Source organism: Phyllobacterium sp. K27, from assembly GCF_054796155.1.
The window spans coordinates 2,535,841-2,549,036 of sequence record NZ_CM139240.1; the positions used below are offsets into that span (position 1 = coordinate 2,535,841).

Annotated in this window: 9 protein-coding genes; 7 read left to right on the plus strand and 2 right to left on the minus strand. The window is 52.0% G+C overall.

What is annotated here, in order from left to right; genetic code table 11:
• Window positions 1-30 precede the first annotated feature (30 nt).
• Window positions 31-2,490 (minus strand): penicillin-binding protein 1A, encoded by a 2,460-nt coding sequence (locus ACYJL1_RS12395; RefSeq protein WP_460895668.1) that lies wholly within the window; start codon window positions 2,488-2,490, stop codon window positions 31-33.
• A 249-nt stretch (window positions 2,491-2,739) separates the two neighbouring features.
• Window positions 2,740-3,969, minus strand: coding sequence for an N-acetylmuramoyl-L-alanine amidase (locus ACYJL1_RS12400; RefSeq protein WP_460895669.1), 1,230 nt, complete (start codon window positions 3,967-3,969; stop codon window positions 2,740-2,742).
• A gap of 779 nt (window positions 3,970-4,748) precedes the next feature.
• Between ACYJL1_RS12400 and ACYJL1_RS12405 the strand changes: the two genes are divergently transcribed.
• The 7 genes from ACYJL1_RS12405 (at window position 4,749) to aat (ending at window position 13,143) form a co-directional block, all read left to right on the plus strand.
• Window positions 4,749-7,655: an Rne/Rng family ribonuclease gene (locus ACYJL1_RS12405; RefSeq protein ID WP_460895670.1), complete on the plus strand. Its 2,907-nt coding sequence runs from the start codon at window positions 4,749-4,751 to the stop codon at window positions 7,653-7,655.
• Window positions 7,656-7,828: 173 nt separating this feature from the next.
• Window positions 7,829-9,238: a M48 family metalloprotease gene (locus tag ACYJL1_RS12410; protein ID WP_460895671.1), complete on the plus strand. Its 1,410-nt coding sequence runs from the start codon at window positions 7,829-7,831 to the stop codon at window positions 9,236-9,238.
• Window positions 9,239-9,271: 33 nt separating this feature from the next.
• Window positions 9,272-10,063 carry a DsbA family protein gene (locus tag ACYJL1_RS12415; protein ID WP_460895672.1) on the plus strand — a complete coding sequence of 264 codons (792 nt, stop codon included), beginning with the start codon at window positions 9,272-9,274 and terminating at the stop codon, window positions 10,061-10,063.
• Window positions 10,064-10,178: 115 nt separating this feature from the next.
• Complete coding sequence (gene aroQ, locus ACYJL1_RS12420; RefSeq protein ID WP_460895673.1) at window positions 10,179-10,619, plus strand: type II 3-dehydroquinate dehydratase; 441 nt, start codon at window positions 10,179-10,181, stop codon at window positions 10,617-10,619.
• A 39-nt stretch (window positions 10,620-10,658) separates the two neighbouring features.
• Window positions 10,659-11,126, plus strand: a complete 468-nt coding sequence (gene accB / locus ACYJL1_RS12425) for an acetyl-CoA carboxylase biotin carboxyl carrier protein (protein ID WP_460895674.1) — start codon at window positions 10,659-10,661, stop codon at window positions 11,124-11,126.
• 28 nt (window positions 11,127-11,154) lie between these two features.
• Complete coding sequence (accC, locus tag ACYJL1_RS12430; protein ID WP_460895675.1) at window positions 11,155-12,513, plus strand: acetyl-CoA carboxylase biotin carboxylase subunit; 1,359 nt, start codon at window positions 11,155-11,157, stop codon at window positions 12,511-12,513.
• 15 nt (window positions 12,514-12,528) lie between these two features.
• Window positions 12,529-13,143: a leucyl/phenylalanyl-tRNA--protein transferase gene (gene aat, locus ACYJL1_RS12435; protein ID WP_460895676.1), complete on the plus strand. Its 615-nt coding sequence runs from the start codon at window positions 12,529-12,531 to the stop codon at window positions 13,141-13,143.
• Window positions 13,144-13,196 lie beyond the last annotated feature (53 nt).

Consider the following 13,196-nt stretch of genomic DNA (forward strand, 5'->3'; position numbering starts at 1 on the left):
GCGCGATGTAAAGTCTCAACGGAATGGCAATCAGAAGAGACCGCCGCCGCCGCCCTGTATTGCGCGATTGACATTAGGCGACTGAACTTCCACAGGCGATCCTTCGGAGAAGGTATCCATGCCAATAACCGAATAACTATCGGCTGGTCCGGTGCCTGGTTTAAACTGCTCCATAATCACATTTGCACCACCTTCAGCGGCACGCATACCGGTTTTTCGATCAATGGCAATCGAAGTCATGCCCTCTGGCACCCGGAAGTCAACAGACCTTTGATCTTTCAAAGCAGCTTCAGCGAAAGCCTTGAATACGGGAGCAGCAAGACCGCTCCCTGTAAAACCATGTCCCATAGGCTGCGGATTATCGTAACCAAGATAAACGCCGAAAACGAGATCAGGTGTAAATCCAATGAACCACGCATCTTTTTCATCATTCGTGGTGCCGGTTTTACCAGCGATCGGGCGGTTCAAACTTTTGAGGATAGTCGCTGTACCGCGCTGTACCACCCCCTCCATCATGGAAGTGATCTGATAAGCGGTCATTGGATCGAGTACCTGATCGCGATCATCAATCAGTTCCGGTTCATCCTGACCATGCCATTCTTCGGCGACGCACTTTTCGCACTTTCGCTCGTCATGTTTAAAGACCGTCTTGCCGTACCGATCCTGAATGCGGTCAACCATAGACGGCGTGATTTTGCGGCCACCATTGGCGATGATCGAATAGCCAGTCACCATGCGTAGCACAGTGGTTTCACCCGATCCGAGTGACATTGCCAGAACCGGCAGCATCTTGTCATAGATGCCAAAGCGTTCGGCATATTCGGCGACGAGCTTCATGCCCATGTCCTGAGCGAGACGGACAGTCATCAAGTTACGGGACTGTTCAATGCCGTAGCGCAGGGTCGATGGTCCGGCAAATTTGCCGCTGTAGTTCTTTGGCGCCCAAACGCCAAGGCTACCACCTTGGTCAACCGAGATTGGGCCATCGAGAACCACGGAAGCAGGTGTATATCCATTATCGAGCGCCGCTGCGTAAACAAACGGCTTGAAGGAAGAACCTGGCTGACGCATGGCCTGCGTGGCGCGATTGAACTCTGACTGAGTGAAGGAGAAACCGCCAACCATTGCAAGGACACGCCCTGTGTGCGGATCCATGGCAACAGCACCACCTTCGATCTTGGGAATTTGATGCAGGTCAAATTCCGTCTCGCTGCCTTCCTTCTTCTGCACAAATACAACATCGCCGACTTTGAACACGTCTTCGAGCGATTTGACGGTGGTGCGCTTGTCACCGTCTATTACACGGAACGCCCACTTGATATCGTCAGCAGCGATTGTGCCCTGCTTGCGCTCCTGTACAACTTTGCCAGATGCATCCAGCGCCGGTCGCAAACCGATAACCGCCTGCTGCGCAGTCACTTCCAGAATAACGGCTAGCTTCCAATCGGGAACATCTGAAAACTCTTTGATCTCGGAAAGTGGAATGCCCCAATCACCCGCAGTCGAGATGGTCTTGTATGCACCGCGATAACCTTTGCCTTCATCAAATTTGAAGAGGCCTTGCTGTAATGCAGCGCGCGCCTGAACCTGCATTTTCGGATCGAGGGTCGTACGGACAGAAAGCCCGCCCTCGTACAATGCGTTCTCGCCATAACGCTGAATGATCTGGCGGCGCACTTCTTCAGTGAAATACTCCGACGCAAAGAGGTAATTGCCTGTATGTCGTGGCGTTACACCCAGCGGCTCGGCCTTTGCTTCCTTGGCCTCTTCCGCAGTTATATAACCATTCTCGGCCATGCGATCGATAACCCAGTTACGCCGTTCAATTGCGCGATCTGGCTGGCGGAAAGGATGATAATTGGAAGGACCCTTTGGCAGGGCGGCAAGATAGGCTGCCTGCGCAATAGTCAGTTCATTGACTGACTTGTTGTAGTAGGTCAGTGCTGCGCCGGCAATGCCGTAAGAGTTTAGACCGAAGAAAATCTCGTTGAGATAAAGCTCTAAAATGCGGTCCTTCGAATAGGCTTGCTCAATACGGAATGAAAGGATGGCCTCCTTGACCTTTCGGCCAATGGTCTGATCGTTACTTAAAAGAAAGTTCTTCGCAACCTGCTGGGTGATGGTTGAGGCACCAACGGGACGGCGCGATCCCCAATTCTGAATGTTTACCACGACCGCACGGGCCAAGCCGCTGATATCAACACCGGGATGCTGGTAGAAATTCTTGTCCTCGGCAGAGATAAAGGCCGCCTTCACTCGATCCGGAACTGCCTGAATTGGCAAGTATAACCGGCGCTCGCGGGCAAATTCTGCCATAAGTTGTCCGTCGGAAGAGTGAACCCGCGTCATAACAGGAGGTTCATATTTTGCCAGAACTTCGTAGTCCGGCAAATCTTTCGAAATACTGACAACGTAAAGAGCCACGCCTGCAGCACCCAATAGCGCCATCACAGTGCCGATTCCGAAAAAATATCCGATCAAGCGTATCATTTGTATGCGGAATCCATTTTACCCAGTTGGCATTTAACAATACTGCATTTGAAGTCGTGCAGGTCGCGTCACAGAAAACACCAGCCCCCGAAGGGTTTTCCATATCCGGTATCACATTGACGAAAGCCGGATGTAGCTGACGCAATTGGGCGACAAATGTGACAAAGGCAAGGACAACCCATCTGCATTCACAATTTAAATACTAATTGTGGAGTTTCGGCAACGCACGCATTAATGAACTGGCCAGCTCTAATTTTGCGCGCCGACCGTCTTTAATCCTGAAAACTCAGCGACAGCTGTTGCAAGTCTTGTTGCCACATGTGTGCGCCACGCCGGATCAAGCATGAGTTTTTCATCTTCAGCATTCGAGAGATAACCGATTTCAACCAGAACAGACGGCACGTCCGGCGCGCGCAAGACTTGAAACCCTGCAAATCTGTGCGGATTATTGATCATGTTCACGTCTTTTTTGAGCGAACTTACCACATTCTTGGCGAAACGCAGCGAGAAATTATGGGTTTCGCGTCGTGTCAGGTCCATAAGAATATCGGCAATTTCCGGCGTCTCACTGTCAAACGCAATACCTGCCACCGCATCGGCCCGGTTCTCACGGTCAGCCATGGCGCGTGATTCGGCATCTGAAGCCTTGTCAGAAACAGTGTAAACCGTGGCGCCGCGAATACTGCCTCGATTAATCGTATCCGCATGCAGTGATATAAACAGATCTGCTTCATACTGGCGTGCAATCCGAACGCGTTCCGTAAGGCGCAGAAACGTGTCGTCCGTTCTGGTCATTTCAATGCGCAGGCCAGGGATTTTGGCAAGCTCGTCGCGCAACTGCTGGGCAAACATTAGCGTAACGCTCTTCTCCATGATGCCGCTCACGCTTTCAGCACCGCTATCGATACCACCATGTCCGGGATCAATGACGACAGTAAACGGTTTCGGTGCCTTGCTCTTTTCTTCGTGCGTTGACGATGCGATCCTGTCCCGCGTTGGAGTACTCTCAGTAGACGCGGTGGTGGCGTTCTGTGTCCTTAGATCCTCAGTAAATTTTCTGTCCGACGATGCAATAAGATCGGCAACCATCCGGTAGCCGGGACTATTGTCATTCTTGATAACGTCGATGCGCTCTACAGCAAATGGTCCCTTGAGCGAGAAAATAAGCCGGGAACGCTCCGAATCGAGCATTCCATAGCGCACATCATCCACAAGGCCCCGCGGCTCAACGGATTTTTTGTCGAAGGCGAAAACTGTCTTGGGCATGTCCACAACAAGCCTATGCGGATGATCGAGCAGCATGGTCGATATGTCGGGCTCACGGTCGAAGTTGATGACAATGCGTGTACGCAGTTCATCGCCGGCGGCCTGATAGGTCAGCGCAGCCAATCCATCGGACGCATAAGACCCTCCAATCGCCGATGTCAAAACGAACAAGCCCGCAAATGCAGCCAAAACTATCCGACAGATCACATTCATCTCTTTACCGATCGAGACCAGTTGGGATGAATATCCCTACAGGCGCGTCTTCTGTATCAGATCAGGCACGTAGTTGCACCCCGCACGGGCGACGTCCTATGATTATTAGGTAGGGAACCATGGTTAATATTGTCTTACAGAGGCGTCTTCCGGACACCAGAATGACACGATTATGAAGAAGCCCTTGTCATAAGGCAGCACACCTCCTAAAAGCAAAGGTGGGTTAGTTTCATGCCCCTTGGAATCACGAACTTTAATGTCACGGCTACTGACCGGATGACAAAAGGTACATGATCTGGAGTGGCGATAGCGATTTCGCTGTGGCTGACCGAAAAAGAATTTGGCGCGTGCGGACAGGGATTGTCTGTAGCGCTTTTGTGAACGGCAGTTCGCCCGGACAAGGCGCATCACGCCAGCCCTATCAAAGGGGTGTTACCGCATGGTCCAAAAATCTTCGATTTTTGAATCATGCAGAAACTTAAGTTTGTTACTGCGTCCTTAGTGCGTTTAAGGACGCACGACGCAGTAACGGGTCGGCACAGCGTGAAAGCGTGCCATTCATGAGGTCGTTTCGTCAGGAACAGGAATGTTTGTAACAGACAGTATCATAACCGGCTTGCAAGCCGCGGCTGCCCCAGGGCAGCTTCGCGCGACGCCAGTTCTGTCTGTTCCTGCGAACTTTAATATATCCGGCAAATGTGAACACGCTACGTCAAGAGCCTTACGGGCATCTTGGTCGTTTGGCGTTGCCAGCGTTTTAGCCGGGGAGAACAGATATAATGTCGGACAAAATGCTAATCGACGCCTCCCACCAGGAGGAGACACGGGTTGTCGTGGTTCGCGGCAATCGAATTGAAGAATTTGATTTCGAATCGGAACATAAGAAGCAAATCAAAGGTAATATCTATCTGGCGCGTGTAACGCGCGTAGAGCCATCTCTTCAGGCAGCTTTTGTCGAGTATGGCGGTAATCGCCATGGCTTTCTTGCGTTCAGCGAAATCCATCCTGACTATTACCAGATTCCGGTTGCAGACCGTCAGGCGCTCATCGAGGCGGAAGCAGAAGCTGCCAGTCAGGATGAAGATCACGAAGAGCACATCAGTGAACAGCGCACGCGTGATCGCAGTGATCGCGGCTCGCGCAATCGGCGGCGCGGGCGCCGCGGTTCGCGCCAAGGTGATGATGCTGTAAAGCTCGACTCTGCAGATTCGGATGATAACCCTGTTGCTCTTGACGACGCCAATGTCTCTGAAACAGCAGAACAACCCTTCATCGATCCGGAAGACAATGACGGCAATGGCCAGACAATGGCCGCAGCCGTTGAGACGGACGTCATTTCAGAAGCGGTCCAATCTGACTTGGATGACACGTCTGACGATGACGACAAGATCGTGGAATCGGAAGGTGGTCAAACGCGCTCCAGACGTTCACGCAACCGCTCGAACGACGACAAGGAAGAATCACCCGACGAGCTTGACGAAGTTGAGTCCGTGGGCGCTGAAGACGCAATGGAGGAAGTTCCAACGCATCAGCGTTTCCAGCGCCGCCAGTATAATATTCAGGATGTTATCAAGCGCCGCCAGATACTGCTCGTGCAGGTCGTCAAGGAAGAGCGCGGCAACAAAGGCGCTGCCCTTACAACTTACCTGTCGCTCGCCGGTCGTTACTCAGTGCTTATGCCGAATACAGCCCGTGGCGGCGGTATTTCGCGCAAGATCACCAGCATACAGGATCGCAAGCGGCTGAAGGATATCGTGAAGGATCTGGAAGTGCCGAAAGGCATGGGTGTTATCCTACGTACCGCCGGTGCCATGCGCACAAAGCCTGAAGTCAAGCGCGACTATGAATATCTGATGCGCCTTTGGGAAAATGTGCGCAGTCTTACCTTAGCATCCAGCGCCCCTACCCTCGTTTATGAGGAAGGCAGCCTGATCAAGCGCTCGATCCGGGACCTTTACAATAAGGACATTACTGAAATTCAAGTCGCTGGTGAAAACGGCTATCGCGAAGCCAAGGATTTCATGCGCATGCTCATGCCGAGCCATGCGAAGGTTGTCCAGCCTTATCGTGATCTGACGCCAATCTTTGCCCGCAATGGAATTGAGGCGCAGCTTGACCGCATGCTGCAACCGCAGGTTACATTGAAATCGGGCGGTTACATTATCATCAACCAGACGGAAGCTCTGGTCGCGATTGACGTCAATTCGGGCCGTTCAACCCGAGAACATTCGATTGAAGACACAGCGCTCCAGACAAACCTGGAAGCGGCGGATGAAATAGCACGCCAGTTGCGTCTACGCGACCTTGCCGGTCTTATCGTTATTGACTTCATCGATATGGAAGAAAACCGCAACAATCGCGCGGTTGAGAAGCGGATGAAGGATTGTCTTAAAGATGATCGTGCCCGTATTCAGGTTGGTCGCATCTCGCATTTCGGACTACTCGAAATGTCCCGCCAGCGCATCCGCGCCAGTGTTTTGGAGAGCACAACGCAGGTCTGCGCCATGTGCGGCGGCACGGGTCACGTTCGCTCCGCCTCATCTATAGCGCTTCATGTGATGCGTTCGATCGAGGAATACCTGCTGCGCCATTCACAGAACAACATCGTTGTCCGCACAACAGTTGCAACGGCACTTTATGTGTTGAATCAGAAACGTCAAAATCTTGCAGATCTAGAAAATCGCTTTGGTTTGACCATAAGCATTGAGGCCGATGATGGTGTTGGTGCTCAGCATTTTGCTATCGATAAGGGCTCTTTGGCACTTGGTCCAATTGTGCCTCTCTCGGAAACGCAATCACTTGGTATCGCTGAAGATTTTGATGAGAGTGATCCGGTTATCGAGGATATTGATGACGAGGCAGAGACCGCATCAACTGAAACTTCGCGTTCAGAAGATGATGCATCACGCAAGCGCAAGCGCAAGCGGCGGCGGCGCGGCGGTCGCGACCGTCATGAAAACGCCAGTTCTGAGCAAAATGACCAGTTGGTCGGCGACGACGACTCCGATGATGCAGAACAACCTCCTGTAGAGGGTGAGAATGCTGCTCAAGCGGCAGCTCGCGAGGAAGAAAATGAACGTCGCAAAAAGCGTCGGCGCGGACGTCGCGGCGGTCGCAAGAACAAGCGTTTTGAAGGCGGTGACGACGCAAACCGCAATGTTGTGAATGCAGTGCCAGATGCCGAGCCCGTTTTTGTCTCGATCCCTCTTCCCGACTTCTCCAAAGCCAAGCTTGCAGATGTTTCGGCTGCGATTGCCGAGGCTCCGGTTGTGGTAACAGAGGTCCCAGAGGCAATAGCTGCTGAAGCAGCTCCTGTTGAAGAAACACCTGTCAAAGCCCCAGCCAAGCGTCGTTCCCGTGCCAAAGCCAGCGCTGAGAAGGCTGAAGTAGCAACTGCTGTCGCCGAGGCGCCTGAAAAAGCTCCGGCCAAACCAAAGCGTGCGCCGCGCAAATCTGCTAAAAAGACTGAAACTGCTGTAGTTGATGAAGACGTAGTTGCCGCACCGATAGTCGAAGCAACAGAGCCAAAGATCGAGCCTTCAACGGAACCAGTCGTTGAGGCTAAACCCGCACGTAAGAAAGTTGAGGATAGCGCGCCTGTTATAACCTCGACCGGAAAAGACAAGAATGCCGATAATGAACCAGCACCCAAAAAAGGCTGGTGGCAAAAGAAGGGTTTCTTCTAGGAAATCCTGCATTATTGAAAATGAAAAACCGGCTGCTAGCCGGTTTTTCTATGTTTTTGGCATTTTTTGTTTTGAGAACATCCAAATTTTGCCTGTATAAACCGTCTTTTCACATTTCAAGGAGCTTTTGGAAGTACTCTTTCATTCAAAGATTGATTTGGGTACGAATAGACATGACCGTATTACAAAAGACAGTTTCGTTTGGGTCTTTCGCAAGTTTGGTGCGTGGAGCCATCGCCGCAATTACTGCCTGTGCGCTGTGCGTTGTTCCGACAGGCACTTCCTTCGCTCAATCGTCCTCTGTGCCGATCGTTCGCGATGCTGAGATCGAGGCGCTGGTGACCGACTATGCCGCCCCCATCATCAAGGCAGCTGGCCTTGGCAAACAATCCATCAAAATCGTTCTGGTCAATAGTCCCAGCTTCAATGCATTTGTGGATGGTCGGCGTATTTTCATCAATACCGGTGCGTTGCTTGAAGCGGAAACACCCAACGAAATCATTGGCGTGTTGGCTCACGAGGCAGGTCATCTTGCCGGTGGCCATCAATTCAAACTGCGCGAACAACTTGCGGCAGCAAGGACAATGGCCGTAGTTGCCGGGTTGCTGGGCATCGGCGCTGCGGTTGCCGGTGCTGCCAGCAAGCAAAGTGGTTTGGCGCAGGCTGGTGGTGGTCTTGCCATGGGTGCTCCGGAGGCTGCAATGCGTAATTTACTAAATTACCAGCGTACCGAAGAAATGACCGCCGACCGTTCTGCTATTACCTATCTGGCAAATACCGGCCAATCCGCCAAAGGCATGTTGACGACATTTGAGCGTTTCTCAAATGCCTTGTCGCTCACAGGAACGCGCGTTGATCCATATCGTATCAGCCATCCAATGCCGCGTGAGCGCATAGCAAATCTTGAGACATTGGCACGGGCAAGTCCGAATTTCGACAAAAAAGACAGCCCAGCGCTACAGCAACGGCATGATCTTATGCGCGGCAAAATTGCCGCCTATACAAGCGGAGGAGCCAGAGTACTCCAAACATTCCGCAAAGACCCGACTAATATTGGGGCGCGCTATGGTGACGCCATTGCGACCTTTCTCAATGGCTCTACAGAATCTGCACTTGGCAAGATCGACGCCTTGATCAAACAACAACCAAAGAATCCATATTTCGAAGAAATCCGCGGCGAGATATTGTTAAAGCAAAAAAGGCTTGACCAGGCAGCGAAAGCTTTTCGAAGAGCTAGCAGTTTGGATCCGAGAAAATCCAGCCTGATCCGGATGAATTACGGTCGCACGCTCATGCTTACGGGCAAACCGGACAATCTTAAAACCGCAGTGAGTGAGTTGAAGGCAAGCATCAACCGAGATCGGGAATCTCCTACAGGCTATGCTTATCTGGCGCAGGCTTACGGGCAACTTGGCGATAAAGCACGTTCTGACTTGGCGAGTGCCGAGGAAAAATACTACTCAGGGAAAATTCAAGATGCCCAAATCTTTGCAATCCGCGCTCAACGCGCCTTGCCAAAGGGATCACCCGAGTGGATACAGGCGCAAGACATAATTAATGCCAAGCGCAGCAAGAAAAAATGATTGCCTGCCAATCTATTGAAAAGGATCGATAATATGACAAAAGCCCCACTCATCGGCATTGCTGCCGGGCTTATCGGTGTCGGCGCTGTGGCACTTGGTTATCAGGCTGGTCGGTCGGATGTGGCCCGCGCTGCGCCTGAACCGGTGACCATTGCTGCACCGGCAATCGACCGGACAGAGATTGAGGGGATCGTCAGAAGCTACCTGATTAACAATCCGGAGGTCATGATCGAGGTTCAAACAGCACTCAACGAAAAGCAGGAAGCGGCTCAGCAGGAAGCTTCCACCGAGATCATCAGTGAAAATAAAGACAAGATCTTTCAATCACCTATGGACGCGGTTTTCGGAAATCCCAATGGCGACGTAACAATAGTGGAGTTTTTCGACTACAATTGCGGCTATTGTAAAAGGGCCCTGCCAGATATGGATGCCCTGCTTAAGAGCGATCCCAATCTAAGGTTCGTTATGAAAGAATTTCCAATTCTTGGCCCTGATTCCACACGAGCTCATCTTGTTGCCAAGTCTTTCAAAACATTGATGCCCGAAAAATACCTGGAATTCCATCGGGATCTCCTTGGGACGGAAGGGCGTGCGACAGAAGAATCGGCAATGGCAATCGCCATCAAATTGGGAGCCGACGAGGCCAAAATGCGTGAAACGATGAAGCAGCCCGAGATTGCAAACGCTTTTCGCACCAATTTCGAGTTGGCACAAAGCCTGAGCATTACCGGCACTCCCTCTTATATTATAGGCAATGAAGTGGTGCCCGGGGCTTTGGGTGCCGATGCACTGGCGGAGAAAATCAGCCACATTCGCAACAAATAGTTGTTGCTTCTTGCCAAAACGAATTGTGGACAAGCAATAAGGCGTATTTGCAGGCTTTCCGCGTGGCCATAAGCCGTCTATATGGGACCAGAACCTTTCAACCTGCCCGGTAAACATGAAACAACAAGTCTTCATCCTCAACGGCCCAAATCTCAACATGCTGGGAAAGCGTGAACCCGGGATTTATGGTGCGACGACATTGAGCGATATCGAGGCTTTGTGCCGGGCGGAGGGCGAGGTTCTCGGTGTCGACATTGAGTTTCGCCAATCCAATCACGAAGGTGATCTGGTAAACTGGATTCAGGAAGCAGGAGAGCGCCGTGCTTTGGTGCTGATTAATCCTGCCGCCTACACCCATACTTCCATGGCGCTACACGATGCTATTCGTGCTGCCGGGGTTACTCTGGTCGAAGTCCATATTTCAAATATTCACGCGCGCGAGTCATTCCGCCATCACTCTTACGTTTCCTCTTTGGCCAAAGGGGTGCTATGTGGCTTCGGAGTTGATGGCTATGTCATGGGTCTACGCGCACTCATCAAGCTGGCGCCGCAGTAATCGGCATTCGCCAAACAGCAATAAGGGGCTTGAAAAAGCATGGCTACCAAAACCAACGGGATCGATAAGGTCATGATCCGCGATCTTGCGGAAATCCTGAACGATACGGATCTTACAGATATTGAAATTGAACAGGGCGATCTTCGCATTCGCGTGTCGCGGCAAATAACAATGCAGGCGAGCGCTCCTGTTTATGCGCAAGCCCAAGCACCTGCTGCAGCAGCACCTGCCGCTTCTGCACCAGCGCCCGTCGCTCCGGCCAGCGACCCATCAAAGAATGCAGTTCCCTCCCCCATGGTTGGCACCGTATATCTGTCCCCGGCCCCTGGCGCTCGCGCGTTCATTGAGGTTGGTACCCAGGTCAAGGAAGGCCAGACGCTTCTAATCATCGAAGCCATGAAGACGATGAACCAGATTGCCTCGCCGCGCGCCGGCACGGTCACCGCGATCCTCGTTTCAGACAGCCAACCAGTTGAGTATGGCGAGTTTCTGGTCGTTATCGAATAGACGGAACCGTTATTAGATCGAGAGCGCAATGTTTCAGAAAATACTCATAGCCAATCGCGGTGAAATTGCCCTGCGCGTCCTTCGCGCGTGCAAAGAGCTTGGCATTCAGACGGTCGCCGTCCACTCCACTGCCGATGCGGATGCCATGCACGTACGCCTCGCCGACGAAAGCGTCTGTATTGGTCCACCCCCTTCGCGCGATAGCTATCTGAATATTCATCAGATTGTAGCTGCTTGCGAAATAACCGGCGCGGATGCAATTCACCCCGGCTATGGCTTTCTGTCGGAGAATGCAAAATTCGCAGAAATTCTTGAAGCGCACAATATTACCTTTATCGGCCCCACCGCCGCCCACATACGAGTCATGGGTGATAAGATTGAAGCTAAACGCACTGCAAAGCGCCTTGGCATTCCAGTCGTCCCTGGCTCTGATGGTGGCGTGACCGATGATGCTGAAGCAGCGCGTATTTGCGCCGAGATCGGTTATCCAGTGATCATCAAGGCCTCGGCCGGTGGTGGTGGTCGCGGTATGAAGGTCGCACTAAACGAGGATGAACTTTCCGTTGCCCTGTCGACTGCACGCAGCGAAGCTGGCGCGGCTTTTGGCGATGATGCAGTCTATATCGAAAAGTATCTACAGAAACCTCGCCACATCGAAGTTCAGATCATGGGTGATGGCTTCGGTAATGCCGTGCATCTGGGTGAACGTGACTGCTCGTTGCAACGCCGTCACCAGAAGGTGTGGGAGGAAGCGAATTCTCCCGCTCTCAATTCAGATGCTCGCGAAAAAATCGGGATGATCTGCGCCAATGCTATGGCCGACATGGGCTACCGCGGTGCAGGTACGATCGAGTTCCTTTACGAAAACGGCGAGTTCTATTTCATTGAGATGAACACGCGTCTTCAGGTTGAGCATCCCGTGACGGAAGCCATTACCGGCATCGATCTTGTTCACGAGCAGATACGCGTTGCTTCCGGTGGTGGCCTTTCAGTGAAGCAAGAAGATATCCGCTTTTCCGGCCATGCTATTGAATGCCGGATCAACGCAGAAGATCCGCGAACATTCACGCCATCTCCTGGCAAGATCACCCATTGGCACACGCCGGGCGGTCTTGGTATCCGTGTCGATTCAGGTGTCTATACGGGCTATAAAATTCCACCATATTACGACAGTCTTATCGGCAAGCTTATTGTACATGGTCGTAACCGCGTCGAATGCATGATGCGTCTTCGCCGTGCTCTCGACGAATTCGTCGTTGATGGCGTGAAGACGACGCTGCCCCTGTTTCAGGATTTGATCAACCATCCTGACATCGCTAATGGGGACTATGATATTCACTGGCTGGAAAAATATCTGGCTGGTGATGCTCAAGCAGCCGAAGAATAATTCAAGGCTTTATGAATGGCGGGGCGTAACCCGGATAATACGTCTGTACTGGACCCCGAATTGCTGCTTCGCGCCTATGCAACCGGGGTCTTTCCCATGGCAGAAGAGGCGAACAATCCGGAAGTTTTCTGGGTACGTCCCGAAAAACGCGGTATAATCCCGTTCGAAAATTTCCACGTATCACGTAGCCTGCGCAAGACGGTGCGTAAGGCGGTGTTCGATGTTCGCTACGATACTGATTTCGAAGGCGTGATTAATGGTTGCGCAAGCGGCAGTGGTGAGCGTGCCCGTACGTGGATAAACCAACCAATTCGCGAAGCCTATGGCAAGCTATTCAAGCTTGGTTATTGCCATACGGTTGAAGCCTGGCTCGATAATCAACTCGTCGGTGGCCTTTACGGAATATCTCTTGGCTCGGCATTCTTTGGCGAAAGCATGTTCTCGCGAAAACGCGATGCTTCTAAGGTCTGCCTCGTTCATCTGGTTAGCCATTTGATCGAGAAGAACTTCACGCTGCTGGATACACAGTTTAACACTGACCATCTTGCGTCCTTTGGCGCGGTTGAGGTACCGCGCCGCCAGTACCAGCAGATGCTGGAGAATGCCCTCACCCAGCCTGCTGAGTTTTGACCAAAAAATATTTTCGTTACAGAGTAGCATTTATAGTTTTTCATTCGTCCTTT